Origin of the sequence: Alicyclobacillus sp. SO9 (assembly GCF_016406125.1) — a bacterium.
GTDB lineage: Bacteria > Bacillota > Bacilli > Alicyclobacillales > Alicyclobacillaceae > SO9.
In genome coordinates this window covers 536,260-557,673 of the sequence record NZ_CP066339.1, presented here as the reverse complement: position 1 = coordinate 557,673, position 21,414 = coordinate 536,260, and the positions used below count along the sequence as shown (strand labels likewise).

Below are 21,414 nucleotides of genomic sequence, written 5' to 3'. Positions count from 1 at the left end.
GGATTCACATTCACTACATCAAGAACTACATCAAGAACTACATCAAGAACTACATCAAGAACTACATCAAGAACTACATCAAGAACTACAGAGAGCGCTTCAACCGCTTCTACTGGACAAATGTGCCGCCTTAGAGGCAGAAAGAGGCAAAAAGACAGAAAAGGTAGTGCCGTAGCCCTTTGACGAGACGCGAATTTCACCATCGTGATCGGAGACAATGCGCTGACAAATCGGCAGTCCCAAGCCAATGCCGCCGTCCTTGGTTGTGAAAAATGCATCAAAAATTTTATCCGTTTCATAGTAGGGAATGCCTGGACCAGAATCAGAAATATCGATTCGTATCAAATCGTCCACTCGCTGCGCGTGAATTTTCAGGATGCCGGCAGCGGCATCTCCGTGTGTTTCATCTGCCATGGCTTCAATCGCATTGTCAATCAGGTTCAGCATGGCATGTTTCATCATTTCCTTATCTAATTCAAGCAGAGGCAGGTCCTCAGCGCTGTATTCGAATTGTATATTCTGAGACAGAGTCCTCTCTGATATGACCGGTTCAAGTTCCACAAGCAGGTCTTTGATGCTGCACTCGGTCTTTTCAAGTCGTCTGGGATTGGCCAGCATGAGCAAGTCAGTAACAATGTATTCAACGCGTTCCACTTCGGAAAGAATGGTATCGACATAATTCCGTTCGGATGACTGCATCTGGGCAGGAAGATTGGAAATCACCTGGTCGAGCACCTGCACAAAACCTTTAATAGTCGTTAACGGATTACGGATTTCATGTGCGATGCCAGCGGCTACTTTGCTCGTCGTCAAGAGCCGGTTCGTCTGCTGCAAGCGCTTTTCAAGGGATATAAAATTACCTAAGTCCTTGGCAATCACCCGCATGCCGGCCACAGTCCCGTCTTCACGGCGAATGCGATAGGAATCGAGCAGTACATGCCGGACTCGTCCGTTAGTTTGCCAGAGCAAAAACAAGTCTCGAAACTCTCTCTGTGCATAGACCATATCCTGAAGCACGCGGTATTCATCAGAATGGGACGGAAGGCAGTCAGCCAAGGGTACAACCATGTCTTCCTCAAATCCTGTATCCAGCAAGGATGCACCGAGCTGATTCTCAATTCGAACGGTTAAGTCACTGTGTATGAAGATAACACCCCAGTTCAGAGAGCGTGCCCAATCCCAACAAATGCTGTCATCTAGGTGTCCTGCCTCAGCCATTCCTTAACCTCCAGTCCTGTACTATGTCTATCTGAATTCGCAGCAGGAAGCCAACTTCCTCCTCTATCGACAAAACATTCCACAAGTTGACTTGGATCGACGTATTTTGCGAAAGTTAGACTAGTTACAGGGACTTAAAGGGACTTACGCGCAACAGACAGCAAAAAACGCGCCCTCTGACCAAGAACCAAACCAGGTTGCCCCACGTCGCCCGAAACATCTCCCTTAGTGCTGCTTCCGTCAGGACCTGACACGGTTCGGGAGGTTTCGCCGCATGGGACCCAATTTGGTCCTTGGGCACAAGACGCGTTACAATCCGACGCGACCACTACCACATAAACTAATGGCGGAGAGAGTGGGATTCGAACCCACGGGCCCCTTGCAGGGCCACTCGCTTTCGAGGCGAGCTCTTTCGACCACTCAGACATCTCTCCGTGCTCTTCATTCAAAGTGTTATGCTGTTGAAACTTGAATCCTGAACGAACCTCATAGCTGTTCGTCACTTAGGACTGATTGTCGGAGACAGGCTTGTTTCTCAGTCCTCGAAAAAAGTCCTTGAGTATCATACCACATTCGTCAGCCAAAATGCCACCTGTAATCTCTGGATTATGGTTCCACAAGCCCGTTTTCAGCAACTCTACTTTTGAAACTACGGCACCGCCCTTGCTGTCTGCAGAGCCATACACCAACCGCCTTATGCGGCTTTGCATGACAGCTCCTGTGCACATCGGGCACGGTTCAAGTGTAACGTACAGGTCGCACCCTTCCAGCCGCCAACCTCCTAAGCGCCGGCTTGCCGCTTGCAAAGCAACCAGTTCAGCGTGCGCCGTCGGGTCTCGCCATGTTTCCCGCCAATTATGCCCGCTTCCAACCACCGCACCGTCCTTTATCACGACGGCCCCAATGGGAACTTCGCCAAGGACGGCCGCTTGTTCTGCCTGCTCTAGTGCCAGACGCATGTAGTCCTCGTCTTTCAATGGATTCATCCTTTCATGCATGACGGGGATGCTGTCCAACAACCTCAACCGCGTGTGTCACTTCCCGAAGAATATCCGACTGCATTTGCACCGTAAAATACTGACTCTTAATATAAGCTCGCCCCAATTCGGACGAAGCATACCTTGGGGGCAGCCGATTCAAGGCAAAGGCAACAATATCGTTTTGACATAGTTCACAGGAACAGAAGAGCTTGTCGTCTTCCAGGAAATTTTCCTCCAGTGTATTGCGAACAAGCTGCTCTACAACATTTGTCACCATCATTTTTCCACCTTCCAAAAGTGACACTTTAGGCGCTTCGAGTGTTATAGGCACCATATTTCGACACATCCCGCATAATTTCCTCTCCACACTTGTAGGCAAAAGCACATCTTTCTCGCGATGCGCATAGGGTACCTAGGTACGACGCAATGACAGGGAGGCTACGCCCAATGTGTGGAATCGCAGGATGGGTTGACTGGGAACGAGATTTGACGCAGGAGAAAGAGACCGTTGCAGCCATGGGAGAAACGTTAGCCTGCAGAGGACCAGATGCTGACGGCGCCTGGTTTTCAACGCGAGCCGCTTTCGCCCACCGTCGTCTGACTGTTGTCGATCCCGTTGGCGGCGCGCAGCCTATGGTAAGAACCCACGGTGACCGAACCTATTCGATTACCTACAATGGAGAGTTATACAACACAGAGGACATTCGAAGTAAACTAGCTCTGCTCGGATATCAGTTTGAATCATATTCGGATACAGAAGTATTACTCATCTCCTACATTGAATGGGGCTCAGAATGTGTCCACCAACTCAATGGGATTTTCGCGTTTGCCATCTGGGACGAGAAAAACGATTCGCTGTTTATGGCACGTGACCGGCTTGGAGTCAAGCCTTTGTTTTACTCTCAAACTGGTACGGGAGTTTTATTTGGATCAGAGTTAAAGGCAATTTTGGCCAATCCGCAAATCGAACCCGTCATTGATGAAGAAGGCCTTGCAGAGATTTTTTGTGTGGGCCCTGCCAGAACCCCTGGTCACGGCGTCTTCAAAGGCATTGATGAACTGCGGCCCGGTCACCGTATGACCGTAACGAAAAGCACGACAAAGATTGATCAGTATTGGTCACTCAAAGCTGAAGAACACACAGACAATCTCGAGACGACTGTAGAAAAAGTCAAGGAACTCTTTCTCGACACCGTTTCGCGGCAACTGGTATCTGATGTCCCTGTATGTACCTTTCTATCAGGCGGTCTTGACTCCAGCGCTGTATCCGCGGTAGCAGCCGAAGCGTTTGAAGAGCAAGGTATGGGACGTTTGCACACGTACTCCATCGATTTTGACGGCATGGAGCAGAACTTTGAGGCAAACGCCTTTCAAACCGGCCTCGATGCACCGTGGGCCAGAAAAGTCTCGAATCACATTGACAGTATGCATCACCCGGTTGTCTTTAGTATGAAAGACCAACTGGAGCATTTAATGACACCCATAAAAGCCAGGGACCTGCCGGGCATGTACGACATCGATTCGTCGTTGTATCTATTCTGCAAGGAAATTAAGAAGGATGCCACTGTGGCTTTGTCCGGAGAAGCGGCTGACGAGGTCTTTGGCGGATACCCCTGGTTTCACCGCCAAGAATCCCTTGACGCTGACACCTTTCCGTGGGCACTCAAACTCCAGGAACGGGTAAACGTGTTATCACCTGATATCCAGGACAAAATCAAACCTTATGAATATGTCCAAAAACGCTATCAAGAAGCGCTTGCAGAAGTGCCGCGGCTAGAAGGAGAGTCAGAACGAGAAGCGCGTATCCGTGAAATCTCATACCTGAGTATTACGCGTTTTTTGGCAACACTTTTGGACCGAAAAGACCGAATGAGTATGGCTACCGGACTCGAAGTCCGTGTCCCCTTTTGCGATCATCGACTGGTTCAATACGTCTTCAACATCCCATGGGAGTACAAGGCTTGTGACAACCAAGTCAAGGGCGTGTTCAGGCGTGCAATGAAAGCCTATCTTCCCAAAGACGTCTTGGGACGAAAAAAGAGTCCATATCCGTCTGATCCCAACCCCGAGTACCTGCAAGCTGTTCGCAGTCGATTGGAAGAGATCCTGGCGGATGACAAAGCACCTATTCGACCCTTGCTGGATGAAGGGGCCGTTAAGGAATGGATTTCATCAAGCTACGACAAGTCTGAACACCGGCCATGGTTCGGACAAATCGCAGGAACGGCCCAGATGTTTCACTACCTTATTCAAGTCAATCAGTGGTTAAAGGATTACAAGGTTCGAATTGAATTCTCCAGGAAAACAGCACTGCAAGAGAACTGAACAAACGCGCGGAACACAGAGTGAAACAGGTGACGGAACACCGCTCCGTAATCCGCGCACCAAATCGAATCGAGTAGAAGGGGGCGGCTAACCCCCTCCCCCCAATCACCGTACAAGCGGATTTCCATGCGGCGGTTCAAAAAGCACTACGATGTTCTAACTGTCTCTTCTGTCCACCAAACTTCCCAATCCAAACCGGTCAAAGCAGGTACGATTCATAGCGCTATTAGAGTTTCTCGCCATCTTCCAATACCCTCTGCGTGAGTTTTCCCATCATAAACACAATCGGTCTACTCTCCATGGGCGTGCCCTGTGGCCGCCAATGCTGTTTCCATGGTACTCGACCGAATCACCAGTGCCAGCATCCCGATTAAGAGGATCGCTCCGCTGACAAAGAAGGGGACTTGCGCTCCAAACTTGTCACCTATAAATCCGGAAATGACAGGTGCCAAAGCGGCGCCAGCCCAGCGTACAAAGTTGTAGGCGCCTGACGATATCGACCTGGAGTACGGAGATACCTCCATGGCCAGAGTAGTGAACAAAGCGTTTGCGATGCCGCAGAAGAATCCGGATATCACAATTACAAGCAGCAACGAACTGCCGTGGACAAAACCGGCCACAGCGAACACCGCAACCAAACCAACCAAATTCAAGACCAGGAGTCGAATTGTGCCCAGCAAAGGCCGCAGCCAATTCACCACAAACACAGACGATATGCCAACCAGAATGCCCCATGCAAAGTAGGTAAAGCCAAGAGACATGCTGCTTATATTCTTTAGCGTAAATGGAGAATACGCGAGAATCGTAAAGAAGGCAAAGCTATACGCCAGCCCAATTAACGCGTTGGTCAGCACCGCAGGATGCCGCATGGCAATAAAAATGTCTTGGGGACCTCGCGGCGGCTCTTTATTTTCGGGATCCCTCACAAGCGTAAACGTCAGAATAAAAGCGATGGCCATCAAAGTGGCCGTGCCAAAAAAGGGATAACGCCACCAGAAGCTGCCAAGGAAACCTCCGAGAAGCGGGCCCGATGCGATGCCAAGCCCAAGTGCCGCTTCATACAGCGTAATCGCTTCCGACATACTCGCACTGGAAGCGCCAACGATGATAGACAAAGCCGTCGAGGTAAAAAATGCATTGCCTAATCCCCACCCAGCCCGTACTGTGGCCAAAACAACAAGGTTTGGAGAAAGTCCGCTGGCTGTCGCAAAGATAACGACCAAGCCCAATCCAATCAAAAGCACACGGCGTCCGCCAAAAATTGTTCCAAGCACCCCAGATATCAGCATGGACAACGCCATCACGGCAATGTAACTGGTAAACAGCCACTCCACCTGAAAACTGTTGGCTCCCATGGCTTTGCCGATTTGGGATAAAATCGGATCGACAACACCAATCCCCATAAATGCAATCAATGTAGCAAAAGTGGTCGCCCAGACTGCAGGCGGAAAACGTTTGATCATAACAATCTCTCCCATGATTCTTCGGTACTCGAAATACACAAGAAGTATGTTACTACCCTTTGCTTAAATTGACTAGTCCTTTCGGATGATTTTTGTCTCACGTTACGATGCAATGTTTCCCTTCACGCGACAGCAACACCGAGACTTCCTATTTTCAGCAAAATCCGCCTATTGTTGCTGGACCTGCCGGAACTCCTGTACGGCGACCGCATCATGGGCTAACGACAAACCAGGTGAAAACATGCACGGGGTGATGGAAGGATGGAAGGATGAGGCACTAAGGGCGCGGCAGGCAGCGAAGCCGGGCGGGGCAACGGGATCGAAGGTAAAAATAAGTGGTAAACTGCCATTAATCAACTGATATTGAAGTTACACCCTAATGATGGGGCGAATTTGGCAGGCGCTGCGACGGAGACGGGGGTGCAGAGTGGGTGCGGGCCGCTGCTGGCGCCTGCGGGGTGGCTTAGTGATCCTTTTGCTCCTTATCTCGATACCCGCCACAGGATAGTGATCGATTCGATCACTATCACCAGCAGGCCCTCCGAAATAGGGATCCCTTTGCTCCTTAACAGCCACGCTCCACTCTGCCTCTTCCGACATTAGTGCCCATTTATGACACTAATGCCAGGGCCAGGTGGCATTAAGGATCCTTGGGATCACAATGGCATCGCCCCGCCGACAATAGGGATCTTTCGAGGCACTAACCAGCCTCACTGGCAGGCCCGCCAGCCACCACAGCCAGCGAGGCCCGGCAGATCAACGGGATCGAACGAAAAAATAGGTGGTAAACTGCCATTAATCAACTGAAATTGAAGTTACACCCTAATGCTGGTGCGAATTTGGCAGGCGCTGCGACGGACACAGTCGGTGCGGGCCCCTGTGCCGCTGGTAGCCCGTTGCTTAGTGATCCTTTTGATCCTTATCTCGATATCCGCCACAGAATAGTGATCGATTCGATCACTATCACCAGCAGGCCCTCTGAAATAGGGATCCCTTTGCTCCTTAACAGCCACGCTCCACTCTGCCTCTTCCGACATTAGTGTCCATTTATGACACTAATGCCAGGGGCCAGGTGGCATTAAGGATCCTTGGGATCACAATGGCATCGCCCCTCGGGCAATAGGGATCTTTCGAGGCACTAATCGCCCGCCCAGCAGCCTCATCCAGCAGCCCACCGTCTTCCTATCTTCCCGTCAGTCCATCAGCCCCTGCCCCGGCAGGCCCAGCGACGGGAGTGTCATCAACGTCCAGTTGAATCCGTGCAATGGCGTATACAGAGAAAAAAAAGGAAACGCAACGTAGTGCAATGTTGGGGACACCTGGTTTTACTGAGGGACAAATTTACACACTCTCTCGGCGCAATCTGGCCGACTCTGTCATCCAACCGAAATTGGCGACGCCGCACAGTATAACCTGCACGGCGTCACTTTGCTCATGCTGCTGTTTGGCCGGCTCCGTTCAAACAAGTCCGCTCCCCGCATCGGGCTCCTGCTCTCCTGCTCTCCTGCTCTCCTGCTCTCCTGCTCTCCTGCTCTCCTGCTCTCCTGCTCTCCTGCCCAGAGTGTAGCGTTACTTCCCGCTGCTGTTCGTTGTACTGTTGCCAGAGTGTCCGCCGGTAGTGTTACTGCTCCCGCCAGTCGAGTTGCCGGTCTTGGCGCTTCCCCCGCCTGTTGCGGCTCCCTGTGAATTGGTTTGATTCTGCATCTGACTCAACAACTGGCCTAATTGCGTCAGGTCCTTGCCAGCAGCCTGGTAGTTGCCGCTTGCCGTATCCTTCCGGTACTGCTGGAAGAGCTGATTTGCTTTCTTGGCGTTCTCCGAAATGGTGCCCGGCACGGCTCCCGTTCCGGTCGATCCCGCTCCGGTCGATCCCGTTCCAGCGCTGCTGCCTCCTGCCCCCTGCTGGCCGGAAGTTCCTCCGCTGGAGCCGCCACTTTGAGACTTCGTGGAGTTCCCCTTCAGCAAGTCCTGAACAGCCGCACCTAGTGAGTGATTGATGTACACGTGCTTGTTGTACTCGACGATGACGCGTTCAAGCTGAGGCAAGGAGTTGCTTCGGTTTGCCACGAGGTAGACTGGCTCCACATACAGAATGGAGTTTCCGACAGGAATCAAAAGCAGGTCTCCTCGGATGACATGGGAACCCTGCTGATTCCACAGCGTTAGTTGCGATGAGATGACTGGATCAGAATCGATTTGGTTCTCGGCCTGCATGGGACCGAATATCAGTTTTGACTGGGGGAACTGGTACAAACTCAGCGTCCCATAATCACCCGGCTCGTTATCCGCAATCAGCCAACCGTTGAGGTTATCCTTGTTGGCAGGTGTGAACAAGGCGCTCAGTACAAACTGGGGTTTATTCTGGTCTGGCATTCGAATCATCTGATACACTGGCGGTCTTGGCTTCGTCTGGTTCTGGTTGTAGATCTGGTTTGCCATCGACCACAGGTCCTCTTGATTGTAAAAGGCTGCAGGGTTCGTCATATGATAGCGTGTCAATGCCTGTGCCTGAGCTTGGAACAAGTCCTTTGGATAGCGGAAGTGCGCTCGCACGTAGGCAGGTATCTTGGTTGTAAACACATGCGGATAGATGGCCATGAGGCTTCGAATAATCGGGTCTTGTTTGTTGACCACATAAAATGTGACCTTGCCCGTATACGCATCCATCACGACTTTTACGGAATTTCGAATATACGCCGTCTGCAGCTTGTTTTGTGCGTACGGAATACTTGCCGACTCTGTGTAGGCGTCAAGCATCCACTTGATGTGACCATCGGCTCCAATAAATGGATACGCATCGTTGTCATAGGACAAAAAGGGTGCAATGTCCTTGACTCGCGTGTAAATGTTCCTGTCAAAGAGCCACTGGGACTTGTTTGTAAACTGACTGCTGGTGTAAAACTTTAATGATCCCTCTTCTACTGCCAGAAACAGTCTGTTCCCCCGGATGGGCAGTCCATATCCGCCCTTATAGTGTGACGTGTGGTCAGCCGAGGCCACCGGGTAATCAAACTCCGGCTGTTTTGAAGGAGCAATGACGTTGTTGTTCATCAAACCAAAGTAAATGTTCGGCTGTGTGACTTTCGGAATGGGACTCTGCGTTGCCTGGGGCGTGTTCTTGGCCCACATCTGCGGCAATCCATTGACGTCAAAGTGGTTCACAGGGCTCGCCGCAACACCGTATCCGTGGGTATAGACCAACGTCTTGTTAACCCACGTTTGAACTGGCAATTTGGAAACGTCCATCTCCCGTGCAGAAATGTATACTTCCTTTCCTCCGTACCTGTCCACACTGGTCGCCGGGAAATCGAAGTAGCTCTTGAAGCTCTGCAATTGGTTGTATATGGATGTCGTCTGTCCCTGGTCGTTGACGCGTACATTTTCAAGCGCATTTTGATCTCGTTTGACTTCCTTGGCAGACAACGTATCCGACGGCGTGAAAGTCTTGGCCTTTACGTTGTTGATACCGAGGGCCCAGCGCGTTGCGTCAATCGTGCGCTTGATGTACGGAAGTTCAACCGTGTTCTGATTCGGATGCACATACAGTCCGTTGACAAGTGCTCCTGTGGCTCCAGTTAGAATCGAGACACTAATTAACAAGCCGATAGCTTGCAGCGGACGTTTCCAGGCGCGAACAGATGTACTTACAAAACCGTCCTGAACGGTAAAAACAGAGTGAGGCCGCAAAGCCAAGATAGCAAACGTAACAGCAATGAGTGCCAAGGCTGCGATATGAAGCCATGAGAAAATCGGGGCCGTTAGTTTTGCAGTTACAAATCCGGGTCCAAATAGAAACGACCCAGGACCTGTCACGAGTGCCAGACGGTAGCGCAAGACCACTGCAATTACCGTCAGCAACGCAAACAGGACTGCTGCAGACCACAAGAGGAACCGTCCTTGACGCCCCGTTTCAGCAGTCAAGTTTTCTGCGGAGATAGCTATCCTGTGACGGGCTATGTAAATGAGGAAAATAAAGGCTCGAACCGCAGCAAATAGAATAAAAGTAGCTGCGATTCGCCCAAGAATACTCAATACCGGATCGAGACGATAGACGTAAAACGACAAGTCAATATGAAACAAAGGGTCCACTTTGCCAAAGGACTTGCCCATAAAAAACAAATACCAAGTCGTTGGATTCAGCGACCACATGCCATAGCCAATCACCCAACCAAGAAACAGTGCAGGGATCCGAAGCAGCACCGCAAATGCCTTGGGCAGCATTCGCTCCAACGGACGGATAGCGAGCATGGCCAGCCCGGCATAAATGACTGCGCCAATATACCTTGTCAACAGTTCAAAGACCATTTGTTTGGTATAGACGCTGCCGTAACCCAGTGCGCCGTGCAAGCGGACTTCATAAAACCGGTTGAAGGCAACATTGACAATGACGACCAGCACGATGATCCCAAGGATGTATTTCCACCCTCGAGGCAACTTGACCCTCGTCGATGAAAATGAATTGTTTTTCATCCAACTCCTCCTGCCTTGTGGTTTCTGCAACTATTCTTCCTTATAAGCGTGAATGATATCTGAGCTGCCTATCACGCCGATTGGATTTTGTTTGCGGACAACCAGCAAGTAGGTCACATCCAAGGTGTGCATTTTATCCAACGCCTCTGCGAGAGTGGCCTGCTCATCGATGCGATGAATCGTCTTTGGCAAAAGCTCTTCCATTTTAATGGTATCCTGACCATCTGTCTGGTTCATGGTTTCAAGCACTTGTGCACGGGCAACAGACCCCATTACGACACCTTTTTCGTCGCGTACATGGGCAAACCACGCGTTGGTTTCCGCAAACCGTTTCCACGCCTGACGGACAGTCAAATTCGCATCAAGGGCTAAATGCTCTGTCGCCAAAGCGTCTCCAACGGTGATTGCCTTCATTCTATCAGGTTGTCGCAGGCGATAGAAGTCAAGGCCTCGACGAACCAGTTTTAGAGTGTAAATTGTTTCCTTGGACATGGTCGTTGTGACCGTCGCAGCCAGGACAGACACAATCATAATTGGAAGAATGATTTTGTAGTCACCTGTCATTTCAAACAACATAATAATGGAGGTGACCGGTGCGTGAGCACTGCCTGCAAATACGCCAGCCATCGCAATGGCAGCTAACATGCCTGGATTAAGACCGCTGTGCGGAAAAATCTGCACGACGAGCAGACCAATCACGCCGCCAAGCATCGAGCCTTGGTACAGTCCAGGTGAGAAAACTCCGCCTGAGCCGCCGGCCCCGATGGTTACAGATGTCACCAATAGTTTGAGAATCAGCAGTACAAACATCATAGTCAGCCCAATGTGATTGGAAATGGCAGCATTGACCCAAGTATAGCCAACGCCGAACACCTGCGGAAATGCCACGCCAATACCGCCCACAATGACGCCGCCAAGAATTGCCTTACTCCAAAAGGGCCACGGAATCGCATTGAACCAGTCCTCGATTTTATAGAGAACCCGAATGTATACGAAGCCCCACAGTCCAGCAAGCAAACCAACCAGAATGTAGATGAAGTAGTAAGAAAAATGGGGCGATGAAACCGGAACGGTTGCAGTCAATGTAGCATGATTTCCAAAGAAAATACGTCCAATTCCTGCAGCCGCTACACAGGAAATCACCACAGCGGTAAAATTCTGAAGTGTGAAGCTGTTGAGAATAACCTCTGTGGCAAACATCACTCCGCCGATTGGTGCATTAAACGTGGCCGCAATACCAGCCCCAGCGCCACACCCGACGAGCAAACGCAGGTAGCGTTCAGGCAACCCCAGATAAGCTCCAAGGGATGAACCAAAAGCGGATCCGATTTGAACAATCGGGCCTTCACGACCGACTGAACCACCAGATCCGATACAAAGTGCGGAAGATACAGCTTTTATGACAACTACACGCGGACGAATAATACTTCCTTCTTCAGCAATTGCCGCCATGACCTCCGGCACACCGTGTCCTTTGGCCTCAGGCGCCAAGTACTGCACCATAAAACTGACAATAAACAGCCCGATTACAGGTAATAAAAACACGTCGAAGTGTCCTAAAGGCGCAAATGCACCTTTTACATCTGTAAAGAAAAGCGATTTGAACAGCGCAATTAAACGACGAAATCCGACTGCGCCAAAGCCGCCAATAATACCGACAAGAAGTGCATATAACAACAAAATAATAGGCTCGGGCAGAAATTTCTTCAACCATGCATGGAAGCCTAGACGCGGTTGATACCACTTCCTCTTTTCAGCGGTTACTTGTGCTGAAAAGAATGCTGCTTGGTCTTGTCCTACTTCATTCACTACGTGCAATTTCTTCCCCACCCTATGTTTGTTATTCCAATACCGTCCCTATTCTACTCGTTTGTTGAAAACAGGGACAGACTTTGAAGCAAAACTTACAAATTCCTTTGCCGCTGCTGACAAAGCGGAATCCTGCCACCATGCCATACCAATCGCCCGCTGAAGCGGCGGATTGCTGATGGCTACCTCACGGATACCCAGTGCTCCAGCCGTCTCTGACGGAGGCAGCACGCTGATGCCGAGACCTGCCTGGACAAAAGCCCGGATTGTGTCCGTCTCCTCAGCCTCAAAAGCAATTCTTGGGACGAAGCCCGCTTCAATGCATGCGTCCCACACCATCTTACGTAAAGTGTATCCCTCTTTAAACACTACAAACGGTTCATCCCGTAACTCTGACAAGTGAATTTCTTTGCGCTGACACAAGGGGTGCTGTTCCGGCAACACAATGAAAAGGGGCTCTTCTGTCAAAAACCTGCCTGGATATCGTTCTGCAAGAACGGATGTATCCCATGGTGTAACAATGGCCAGTTCCAAATCACCGTCCCGCAGTTGTGACAAGAGCGCACTTACACGGGCCTGGACCAAATCAAACGACACTTCCGGAAACTCCTGTTGAAATGCGGCAATCAGTCGTGGAACATAATAAACGCCCACACTGTGTGGAAAGCCCAAATGAATGGTTCCTGCGTGCGGGTTGCGAAAACTCTGTGTTTCGGCCTTGGCCTGTTCGATGTTTCTCAAAATCCGCTCTGCGTGCGGGAGAAACCTTGTACCTAAAGGAGACAGCCGAATGCGTTTGCCTTCCCTGAAAAACAAAGGAGCCCCGAGTTCCTGTTCGAGCAACTGGATTTGACGGCTGATTGCAGATTGCGCCACCATCAGGTGTTCAGAGGCACGGGTCACGTGTTGCATCTGAGCCACCGTGCGAAAATAAATTAGTTGACGCAATTCCACCTCAAACGTCACCTCCTTGCTAAATGGTTTAGTCACAGAACTATTATCTCATTCTGCGATTAAAGTTATGTCTTTGATACACATTATAGAATAACAGCTTCGTTTGTACAGCAAGATTATTGATAGAAATCGTTTATGAAAATAATATGAACAAATTCTAAAACTAAAACAGGGCACACCTGAGGTGTGCCCCGATTGCTATGCGGTATTCACATGTGTTCGTCAGCTTCTTTAATATGCTACTCCGGCACCCGCTGCACCCGCGGCTGCACCACCATATCCTGGAACAAGCAGGAAGAACAGGACAAAGATAATCAAAAACACTACCGCCCAACGTGTATATCCGCCAAATACGCCATACATTGAGAATTCCTCCTTTTCATTATGGCATACTCCACACTATGACAGGAGGAATCTCAATGACGGGACACTCGCCCTGTTACGGTCGAAACACCGACAAAATGGGCTCCAGCATTACTTTTGTACCTTCAGCTTCCGTACAGAAGTAAAACGCAACTCCTGACTGCGACTCGTACTTGGCCACTGTACTTCCGCCGCTGGTCAAGGACACGTCATTGCTTAGACTCTGTTCGGCAGTCACTGCGCCCCAATCACCAACAATGTACCGCTCAAACGCATGTATAAGGTCCTGCTGTGTGATTCCAGGATGAACCAAAACCTCTCTTGACCACTTGACTTTTCCTACATCAAACAACACGATTGCTCCCCCTCAGAAGCCAAACTCCGCTTTTTCCGCACAAACCTTGGTCTTTCCTGATATCTACTCCTTGAAGTGTTCTTAAAAGCGTTCTGAACTCTGCTTCTCGAACTAACTCTGCCTTACACCACTTCGAGACGGGGCGGTTTTCTTCCTCCCGGATTTCCCCTTCTGCACTCATCCAATATTTGTTACTCCAGCTAATTAGATACCCGTTTCTTATATTGACCCTCCATTGTCATCCACCCTTGTTCAATTGCAGCCCGTGCCGCATCAGCCTGAAACGGTATTTTGTGAATTTTCGCCTGTTCCTCTACATACAGGAGTGCCTTATCTAGTTTGGCAGCCCCACCTAGAGTTTTGTATTGCGATTCGATTAATGAGTATGCTTCCTGACCAAGGAACTGAAGCACTTGAATTTGTTTGGCACTGAGATGGGCCTTTAAATAATGCCGGACTGTTTTCCACAGGGTTGCGAGACCTGCAAATACCAACATGGCTGCAAGTTGAATGAGATTTGTGAGGACTTGTGAAATAACGGGATCGAATACATGCATGTCCATATCCCCCATACCCCCTTTGTACAGTAAATGCTTTTAGGGAGAAAAACGGGTGGATGATTCAATGAATTTCTCGCGTCCAGGGTTGATTTGGATCTAACTCGTCAAGAATGTGCATATACCTATGACGAAGGGAGCGGACACACATGCAAAATTTGATGGGAGAAATTCATTTGCAGGAGGCTGCCGGGGTGATGCGCGACATTTGGTATGCCTACGCTGAAGGCTTTCTGCCGAAGATGACAGGAACAGCTGCGGATGATTCTATCCTGGAACAAATTGACGATACTCTGCCGAGGGGCTGGACTGCGTCCATCATGCCGGATGGAACTGTATTGGCAGGACACCCTGTTTGGGCCAATAATGACATGAAACTGATTGTATGTCATATCAACCGTGAAGGCCAACAGGTTGTATTCGAACGTCCGTTAGATTGAACAAACACTTCCCAAGTGCCTGCTGCGCTAACCCATCCTCCCCTTATTTCGCTTGCATATTGTAAGAGGAAACGTCCACGAATGGGGGATTCTACATGAGCACGAGTGCGGGCAAACCAAATCGCGCTCCAGTTCTTTCCGGCATTTATCAAGGAATCGATTACGCCACGGCAATCTTGCTGCTAACGGGACAAATCACGACCACTGGCGTATTCGCATTTGCCAGCGGACTGTCATTGAGTTTGTCTGGCCCCATCCTCGGCGGAATTCGTCTTTCTGGCACATCCAAAACAGCGAACGCTATCATTGATGGAATGGATATTCTTGTAGCTCTACTACTCATCATTGGAGAATTGCGAGTCATTGGACCCTTTGTGGGGCCAAGGAGTCTATATATTGTCGTGACAGGAGCTCCATTAGGAGACGGCGTCCCAATCCCAAGTCATTCGGAAACTCAAGAACACGCCCGTGCTGCAGAAGGCCGCAAAGATTTCTATCGGGCACTTCGACAAACAGTGGTGGACGATTTTGTTCTTAAGCCTCTGTCCCAATTCACTGCAAAAGAGAACGGACTTGAGCCATAAGGGGGAACCGCGATGGCACTGAACCAAGCACCCACAATCCGAATGCCGCGCTGGCTGTTGTTCGCCGTCACCATTTTCCTTGTGGTTTTCTACTTTTATTTTACACGGCCGCAAGATGGAGATTAAAACGTCTCCCACTCAGGTCACAGCCGTAGGAACCATTGGAACCATTGGAATTTAAAACAACATAGGAGATAGGGTTAGGAGGTCCGTGTCCTCTGAGCGATTAACTGGTTGCGCCAATAAATTCTTTCCATCGTCCGAGTGATCGGTGCAGTTCCAATTCCGTAAACGCCGTTGTCACGTCATCCAAATTGAGCTGGACACGCCAATCCAATGCACTGCTTTCCATGGGTGCATCACAAACAATGGTTGCTAGTTCCTTGCTTAAAAACGCCAAGTCTCGATTGTCAACAAGTTTCTGCCGCAGCTTTCCTGACACTTGGTGCACATTGTCATACAATTGTTCCAGCGTTGAAAACTGTGCAAGGAGCTTCTTCGCCGTTTTTTCTCCAACACCGGGTACACCAGGAATGTTGTCGCTGCTGTCACCCATTAACGCTTTCAGGTCTGGAATTTGCTCTGCTGTAAGTCCCCAAGTGGACTGCAGGTATGCCGGGGTATAGACATCCATTTCGGAAATCCCCTTGCGCATAATACAAACAGAAACTGATTCTGAAACCAGTTGCAATGCATCGCGGTCTCCCGTCAAAACATTCACTTTCATCTCTGCTGAACTGCCAAGCCTTGCAGCGGTTCCAAGTAAGTCATCCGCTTCATAGCGCCTGTTGGAACACTGATGAATCCCTACCGAATCGAGCAAGTTCTGTGTCGTGTCAAATTGCTGCAGCATTTCAATGGGCAGTTCTCCTCTTGTACCCTTGTAATCAGGGTAGAGTTCACGCCGAAATGTATCCCTGGAAACATCCCAGGCAACCAGCAGATGTGTGGGATTAAATTGTTCTAATGCTGCAAGGGTCATATTGAGGAAGCCAAATACAGCGTTTGTATAAACTCCACTGCTGGTTGTTCGCAGCGTCTTACCAAAGCTGGTGGCAAAAAAGGCACGTACCAGCATGGAACTCCCGTCAATAAGTAATAACTGATTCATAAGTGCGCCGGTCTCCTTCATCCAGATGAGGGGTTATGTAATGGCGTTCATAATCGTGCGTATCATATTTTCATCACTCATCACGCATTCAATCACTCATCACATTTTCAATCATTGCTTCGTATTATAAGCCCTTTGGCAAATGTTGTGTTGGAAATAGTGGATTTTAAAATACATCTCGTTATGAGGAACCGTGATTTCCAGGAGAACTTCACAGAAGAACTTGTTTCGGAAAATTTTTCAGAAGAACTTTCGGAAAAACTTTTACAGAAGAACTTCAGGAGAACCTTACTTATTTGAGGACTAATCTGGTTGCGGGGGCAGGACTTGAACCTGCGACCTTCGGGTTATGAGCCCGACGAGCTGCCAACTGCTCCACCCCGCGGCGTTTGTCTCAATCTAAGATGATTTCCTGTCAGCTTGCACGTGTCAATCTGCAACTCCAACGTGTGAATTAACCTGTGGGCTGGAGTTGTGTCTCAAACACAGAGCATAGCTTAACATGAATCAGACCGGAAGGCAAAGGGAGATTTCGCTTGTTCCCTAAAAAAATTTTTTTATACCTGATTACGTGAGTTTTGTGCATAAATATTTGTATATTTTATGAATTCAGAGCATTACCTTGACCGAAATCTCAGCCCGGGTGTATAATCTTTCATAATCCTAAATAATAAGTCAGCTCACTGTGGTTGACATTGTAACTGTAACTATAACCGTAACTGTGACTGCAATGAAGGAAGAGTACCTCAGACAGCGACCCCAGAGAGGGATGACCTCAAGGCTGAAAGTCTCCTGTTTGTATCTGAGCGAACCCACCTTCTAGTCGATGCCGACAAGGCATCCGGATGCGCCCCGATATTGGCGCAACGAGATGAAGCTCTCTACGCTTCTAAAATCAGGGTGGTACCGTGTGAGCAGCGCTCACGCCCCTGTCAAACTGTCCAGTTTGGCAATGGCGTGAGCGCTTTTCATTATTCCTACCAGGTTTGCTTGACACGACTTTAATTCATAGGACTTAAATCATAAGGAGGGAACAAAAAATGGTGAGTAAAGGCGGAGAGATTTTCGTCATTGGAGCCGGCTCTATGTCTGAAGCGTTCATCAGAGGCATTACAAAGGGTGGTGTTGTCCCTCCAGAACAGATTCGGGTCTTAAACAAGTCTCGGCGTGACAAGCTTGAACAGTTGACGGCGGGCTACGGTGTGCGTCAGGCAACTTCGTTTTCGGACATACAGCATGCCGACATCGTTGCTTTGGCCGTCAAGCCGGCTGATGTCAGTCAAGCTCTGTCGTCGGCCCTTCCGTTTCTCGACGGCCAATTACTCATTTCATTCGCTGCGGGTGTAGGTCTCGCTCAGTTGGAACGTGACAGTGAGGGAAAAGCTGCAGCCATTCGAACGATGCCCAACCTGCCCGTATCTGTATCCGCAGGTACCACCGCAGTGGCATTCAGCGAAGATGTCGGTCGGGAAGAGCGAACCGTCGTTTTACGTCTGTTAGAACAGCTGGGAGATGCCGTGGAGATGCCGGAGGATATGATGGATGCAGTGACCGCTCTTTCCGGCAGCGGACCGGGGTTTCTGTGTTACATGCTCGAAGCTATAGAAGATGCCGCTGTCAGCGTGGGCTTTACACCCGAACTGGCCAGACGCATGTTGCTCACCACGCTCACTGGTACCGTTCGTACACTCGATGAATGGGAACTCTCTCCGCGAGAGTTAAGATTGCGGGTCATGTCTCCAGGCGGAACCACGGCAGCAGGTGTGGATGTGCTGGAAAAAAACCAGGTTCGACAGTCTATCGGAAAGGCCATTCTGGCTGCAGCACAACGGTCAGAAGAGCTCGGGAGAACTTACGCTAAACGATAAAAACGGCTCGTTTTGAAGACACATTATGTAATCCACAGGATTTATCCACAGTTATCCACAGTTTTCTGTGCATAACCCTGTGGATTTCTTTTTATGGCGTGCATTTATGGGTTGTGGATAGTTGCAGTATAAAAACACCATTTATTCCAGCTGACTAGATTAACGGCAAGACAACTCCCCCGTAGACAAAAGCGGCAACAATCACAAGTGCAGGGTGAATCTTCCGCACCTTAATAGCCCATAACGAAACAAGCGCAATAATGACGGTCTGCAGAATGCCCAACCCTCTAGTGGAATCGTGAAACACCTGCCAAGTCAACAGTATCATCAGAATGGCTATCACTGGCTGCACAACCATGGTCATGCCTTTTACGACGCGTGACTGACGGAATTTGTTCAGCACCTTTAACATAAGAATAAGTGCAACAGCAGACGGCACAACCGTAGCCACAATGCCGAGAAGAAGTCCTAGAGCCCCCCCTTCCTGATACCCCACGGCTGCTGCGATTTTCGTTGCAATCGGACCAGGAAGGGCATTGCCGATAGCCAACAGATTTGCAAATTGGGCATTGTTCATCCACTGATAATGCGTCACAATCTGGGACTGCATCAGCGGAATCGTCGAAGGCCCCCCGCCGTAGCCGAGTAAATTGGCAATCAGAAACCCAAGGAATACATGCCACGAATTCACAAAGATGCCCCCTTGTCCGTCTTACCGTCACTGTGCTTCTTTCGTAAGCGGCCGGCAAGACGCAAGTGAAAAGCTCCGTAGAGCAGAGCCCCTGCAACAATAAAACCTACCGGCACGTGAACAACCTCAATGAGTATAAAGATGAGTACCCCAAAGCCCAGACTCAGCCATTTGCCAAGTCCTTTTACCGATTTGGCAGAAAACTCGTAGGCCATGATGCCCAGCATCACGACAACAACGGGATCGACTGCGGAAATCATGCCTCTGACAATAGGAGACTTCCGGAATGCAGTCAGTGCACCCAACAGAAATACCATTCCAAGTACACTCAGTAAAATGTGAGAGACAAGAGCTACAAGTGATCCTATCGTTCCGGCCGTGCGATAGCCTAGATAGCTGGCCATTTTGGTCGCAATTGGACCTGGAAGGGTATTGGCTAAGGCGAGAATTTCCCCGAATTCCTCGTCGCTGACCCACTTGTAGCGTGTCACAGCCTCATGTCGAATCAGAGGAATGATAGAAGGGCCGCCGCCGTAACCAACCACTCCGGTTCGTACAAACGCGACGACAAGCTCCCTATAAATTTGTAGAGACATCGTCAACAGAGCTCCTTTGTAAAGTACTGGGGATCACAGTACCGTCTGACTGCATATCTACCACGCCGCAATCGTTCCATCAGCTCGGGGCTCCGTGCCGCCGGCCAACACACCATTCCCCATTCTCCAGATGATTTGTCCGCGTCCGAATCCTCCAGTGTCATTGGCAACCTCAATGCCGTGTCCTCGCTCTGCGAGACCCAGTGCCAAGTGCTCAGGCACACCCCGTTCAACGACACACTTCTTCCCTTCCAACCACTGCCACCGAGGTGCATCCAATGCTGCTTGTGGATTCATGTGAAAGTCTACTGTATTCATGACAACTTGCAAGTGCCCTTGCGGCTGCATATACCCTCCCATCACTCCAAACGGGCCTACCGGAGCTCCGTCCTTGGTGAGAAAGCCAGGAATGATTGTATGATAGGTTCGTTTACCAGGGCGAAGCGCGTTCAGGTGTGCGTCATCCAACGAGAAGGTATGTCCTCGGTTTTGTAAAGCAATTCCTGTGCCGGGAACAACCAGTCCTGATCCGAAGCCCATATAGTTGCTCTGAATAAATGACACCATATTCCCTTCGTTGTCGGCCGTTGCCAAATAGACGGTTCCGCCGGCGTCAGGACGACCTGGAAAAGGCTCTAAAGCGGTGTCCGTAATGATTTTCCGCCGCTCGTCTGCATACTTTCGCGACAAAAGCTGCTTCGTTGCTACTGTCATGTCATGTGGATCTGTAATGTATTTTTTCCCATCCGCAAACGCAAGTTTAATCGCTTCAATTTGCCGATGATAGGTTTCAACCGCTTCTCTATGAGGAAATTCGTATCCATCCAAAATATTAAGTGCCATGAGAGTAATGAGTCCTTGACCGTTTGGCGGCAATTCCCAAACGTCGTAACCGTGATAACGAACACTGATTGGATGAACCCATTCTGGCTGGAACAAGCCTAAATCCTCTTCACTGATGAAGCCGCCCGTATCCTTCGCAAATGATGCAATCTGCTTAGCCAGGCTGCCTTGATAAAAGGACTGTGCACTGGACTCGCCGATTTCCCGCAACGTGTCGGCATGCCCCTGAGAAGCCCACAACTCTCCCGGTTGAGGCGGTCGCCCCTGGTTTGCAAAGGTTTCAAACCAGTATTTGAACTCTTCTCCCTTGAGCACTTCTTGATAGCGACGGAAAGCTGCCTGCCAATACTTCGCAACCGTCGGAGCCACGGGATGACCCGTTTCCGCCAATACCGCTGCCGGTTCCAACACTTCATGCAAAGGGAGCTTTCCGAACTTTCGAGACAGCTCTGCCCATGCGCCAGGAACCCCGGGCACAGTCACAGGAACCCACCCAAACTTCGGCATTTCGGTTAGTCCCAGCGATTTTACCTTTTCCAGCGTCAGTGTTTTTGGTGCTTGACCGCTGGAATTGAGCCCGTGCAACTGACCGTTCGTCCACACGATGGCGAATGCATCGCCGCCAATGCCATTGGATGTGGGTTCAACAACTGTCAGAGCGGCAGCAGTCGCAATGGCTGCATCAACGGCGTTTCCGCCTCGTTTCATGATGTCCATTCCGGCTTGAGCTGCTAACGGTTGGCTCGTGGCCACCATTGCCCTGTTTCCATAAACTGTTGTTCGTCGT

At 49.9% G+C, this 21,414-nt stretch carries 18 protein-coding genes, 2 tRNA genes and 1 other RNA gene; 4 read left to right on the top strand and 17 right to left on the bottom strand.

What is annotated here, in order from left to right; all coding sequences use genetic code 11:
• Positions 1–99: 99 nt before the first annotated feature.
• The 5 genes from GI364_RS02355 to GI364_RS02335 form a co-directional block, all read right to left on the bottom strand.
• Entirely contained in the window at positions 100–1,218 is a 1,119-nt protein-coding gene (locus GI364_RS02355; protein WP_198852128.1) for a two-component system sensor histidine kinase NtrB, read from the bottom strand.
• A 187-nt stretch (positions 1,219–1,405) separates the two neighbouring features.
• Positions 1,406–1,505: signal recognition particle sRNA small type (ffs, locus tag GI364_RS02350), an RNA gene on the bottom strand.
• Between the two features lie 57 nt (positions 1,506–1,562).
• Positions 1,563–1,652: transfer RNA gene (locus GI364_RS02345), tRNA-Ser, on the bottom strand.
• A 69-nt stretch (positions 1,653–1,721) separates the two neighbouring features.
• On the bottom strand, positions 1,722–2,204 hold the full coding sequence (gene tadA, locus GI364_RS02340; RefSeq protein WP_198853817.1) for a tRNA adenosine(34) deaminase TadA: 483 nt from the start codon (positions 2,202–2,204) through the stop codon (positions 1,722–1,724).
• Positions 2,205–2,208: 4 nt separating this feature from the next.
• The gene (locus GI364_RS02335) at positions 2,209–2,532 is read right to left on the bottom strand and encodes a late competence development ComFB family protein (protein ID WP_233095977.1); all 324 of its coding nucleotides are present in this window, start codon (positions 2,530–2,532) and stop codon (positions 2,209–2,211) included.
• A 113-nt stretch (positions 2,533–2,645) separates the two neighbouring features.
• Here GI364_RS02335 and asnB point away from each other — a divergent pair, with 113 nt between their 5' ends.
• Positions 2,646–4,523: an asparagine synthase (glutamine-hydrolyzing) gene (asnB, locus tag GI364_RS02330; protein ID WP_198852126.1), complete on the top strand. Its 1,878-nt coding sequence runs from the start codon at positions 2,646–2,648 to the stop codon at positions 4,521–4,523.
• Positions 4,524–4,813: 290 nt separating this feature from the next.
• On the opposite strand, the gene GI364_RS02325 is transcribed toward asnB, so the two are convergent.
• From GI364_RS02325 to GI364_RS02300, 7 genes are all read right to left on the bottom strand, one after another.
• Complete coding sequence (locus GI364_RS02325; protein ID WP_198852125.1) at positions 4,814–5,986, bottom strand: MFS transporter; 1,173 nt, start codon at positions 5,984–5,986, stop codon at positions 4,814–4,816.
• Between the two features lie 1,569 nt (positions 5,987–7,555).
• A complete protein-coding gene (locus tag GI364_RS02320) occupies positions 7,556–10,456 on the bottom strand; it encodes a UPF0182 family protein (protein ID WP_198852124.1) in 2,901 nt (966 codons plus the stop codon).
• Between the two features lie 30 nt (positions 10,457–10,486).
• The gene (locus tag GI364_RS02315) at positions 10,487–12,265 is read right to left on the bottom strand and encodes a chloride channel protein (RefSeq protein WP_233096130.1); all 1,779 of its coding nucleotides are present in this window, start codon (positions 12,263–12,265) and stop codon (positions 10,487–10,489) included.
• 48 nt (positions 12,266–12,313) lie between these two features.
• Positions 12,314–13,219, bottom strand: a complete 906-nt coding sequence (locus GI364_RS02310) for a LysR family transcriptional regulator (RefSeq protein WP_198852122.1) — start codon at positions 13,217–13,219, stop codon at positions 12,314–12,316.
• A gap of 231 nt (positions 13,220–13,450) precedes the next feature.
• Positions 13,451–13,582: a hypothetical protein gene (locus GI364_RS25065; RefSeq protein ID WP_255524550.1), complete on the bottom strand. Its 132-nt coding sequence runs from the start codon at positions 13,580–13,582 to the stop codon at positions 13,451–13,453.
• Positions 13,583–13,658: 76 nt separating this feature from the next.
• Complete coding sequence (locus GI364_RS02305; RefSeq protein WP_198852121.1) at positions 13,659–13,937, bottom strand: hypothetical protein; 279 nt, start codon at positions 13,935–13,937, stop codon at positions 13,659–13,661.
• A 200-nt stretch (positions 13,938–14,137) separates the two neighbouring features.
• On the bottom strand, positions 14,138–14,500 hold the full coding sequence (locus GI364_RS02300) for a phage holin (RefSeq protein ID WP_198852120.1): 363 nt from the start codon (positions 14,498–14,500) through the stop codon (positions 14,138–14,140).
• 143 nt (positions 14,501–14,643) lie between these two features.
• On the opposite strand from GI364_RS02300, the gene GI364_RS02295 reads away from it, so the two are divergent.
• Positions 14,644–14,934: a hypothetical protein gene (locus tag GI364_RS02295; RefSeq protein WP_198852119.1), complete on the top strand. Its 291-nt coding sequence runs from the start codon at positions 14,644–14,646 to the stop codon at positions 14,932–14,934.
• A gap of 95 nt (positions 14,935–15,029) precedes the next feature.
• Positions 15,030–15,518: a hypothetical protein gene (locus tag GI364_RS02290; protein ID WP_198852118.1), complete on the top strand. Its 489-nt coding sequence runs from the start codon at positions 15,030–15,032 to the stop codon at positions 15,516–15,518.
• Positions 15,519–15,744: 226 nt separating this feature from the next.
• On the opposite strand, the gene GI364_RS02285 is transcribed toward GI364_RS02290, so the two are convergent.
• On the bottom strand, positions 15,745–16,629 hold the full coding sequence (locus tag GI364_RS02285) for a 5'-3' exonuclease (protein ID WP_198852117.1): 885 nt from the start codon (positions 16,627–16,629) through the stop codon (positions 15,745–15,747).
• A 309-nt stretch (positions 16,630–16,938) separates the two neighbouring features.
• Positions 16,939–17,014 (bottom strand) — tRNA-Met (locus GI364_RS02280).
• Between the two features lie 655 nt (positions 17,015–17,669).
• On the opposite strand from GI364_RS02280, the gene proC reads away from it, so the two are divergent.
• Positions 17,670–18,497: a pyrroline-5-carboxylate reductase gene (gene proC / locus GI364_RS02275; protein WP_198852116.1), complete on the top strand. Its 828-nt coding sequence runs from the start codon at positions 17,670–17,672 to the stop codon at positions 18,495–18,497.
• Positions 18,498–18,651: 154 nt separating this feature from the next.
• Here proC and GI364_RS02270 read toward each other — a convergent pair whose 3' ends face one another.
• Genes GI364_RS02270 through GI364_RS02260 form a run of 3 tightly spaced genes read right to left on the bottom strand, consistent with a single transcriptional unit; the run spans position 18,652 to position 21,383 of the window.
• Entirely contained in the window at positions 18,652–19,188 is a 537-nt protein-coding gene (locus GI364_RS02270; protein WP_198852115.1) for a chromate efflux transporter ChrA, read from the bottom strand.
• Positions 19,185–19,784 carry a chromate efflux transporter ChrB gene (locus GI364_RS02265; RefSeq protein WP_198852114.1) on the bottom strand — a complete coding sequence of 200 codons (600 nt, stop codon included), beginning with the start codon at positions 19,782–19,784 and terminating at the stop codon, positions 19,185–19,187. The genes GI364_RS02270 and GI364_RS02265 overlap by 4 nt, the downstream gene beginning before the upstream one ends.
• A gap of 57 nt (positions 19,785–19,841) precedes the next feature.
• Positions 19,842–21,383 carry a gamma-glutamyltransferase family protein gene (locus GI364_RS02260; RefSeq protein ID WP_198853816.1) on the bottom strand — a complete coding sequence of 514 codons (1,542 nt, stop codon included), beginning with the start codon at positions 21,381–21,383 and terminating at the stop codon, positions 19,842–19,844.
• Between the last annotated feature and the right edge of the window lie 31 nt (positions 21,384–21,414).

What these genes read in the sequence shown, in the direction of transcription:
- GI364_RS02355 (WP_198852128.1), bottom strand. Translation starts at nt 1,218, where the DNA reads ATGGCTGAGGCAGGACACCTAGATGACAGCATTTGTTGGGATTGGGCA.
- tadA (WP_198853817.1), bottom strand. Translation starts at nt 2,204, where the DNA reads ATGAATCCATTGAAAGACGAGGACTACATGCGTCTGGCACTAGAGCAG.
- GI364_RS02335 (WP_233095977.1), bottom strand. Translation starts at nt 2,532, where the DNA reads ATGGTGCCTATAACACTCGAAGCGCCTAAAGTGTCACTTTTGGAAGGT.
- asnB (WP_198852126.1), top strand. Translation starts at nt 2,646, where the DNA reads ATGTGTGGAATCGCAGGATGGGTTGACTGGGAACGAGATTTGACGCAG.
- GI364_RS02325 (WP_198852125.1), bottom strand. Translation starts at nt 5,986, where the DNA reads ATGATCAAACGTTTTCCGCCTGCAGTCTGGGCGACCACTTTTGCTACA.
- GI364_RS02320 (WP_198852124.1), bottom strand. Translation starts at nt 10,456, where the DNA reads ATGAAAAACAATTCATTTTCATCGACGAGGGTCAAGTTGCCTCGAGGG.
- GI364_RS25065 (WP_255524550.1), bottom strand. Translation starts at nt 13,582, where the DNA reads ATGTATGGCGTATTTGGCGGATATACACGTTGGGCGGTAGTGTTTTTG.
- GI364_RS02300 (WP_198852120.1), bottom strand. Translation starts at nt 14,500, where the DNA reads ATGGACATGCATGTATTCGATCCCGTTATTTCACAAGTCCTCACAAAT.
- GI364_RS02295 (WP_198852119.1), top strand. Translation starts at nt 14,644, where the DNA reads ATGCAAAATTTGATGGGAGAAATTCATTTGCAGGAGGCTGCCGGGGTG.
- GI364_RS02290 (WP_198852118.1), top strand. Translation starts at nt 15,030, where the DNA reads ATGAGCACGAGTGCGGGCAAACCAAATCGCGCTCCAGTTCTTTCCGGC.
- GI364_RS02285 (WP_198852117.1), bottom strand. Translation starts at nt 16,629, where the DNA reads ATGAATCAGTTATTACTTATTGACGGGAGTTCCATGCTGGTACGTGCC.
- proC (WP_198852116.1), top strand. Translation starts at nt 17,670, where the DNA reads ATGGTGAGTAAAGGCGGAGAGATTTTCGTCATTGGAGCCGGCTCTATG.
- GI364_RS02265 (WP_198852114.1), bottom strand. Translation starts at nt 19,784, where the DNA reads ATGTCTCTACAAATTTATAGGGAGCTTGTCGTCGCGTTTGTACGAACC.
- GI364_RS02260 (WP_198853816.1), bottom strand. Translation starts at nt 21,383, where the DNA reads ATGGTGGCCACGAGCCAACCGTTAGCAGCTCAAGCCGGAATGGACATC.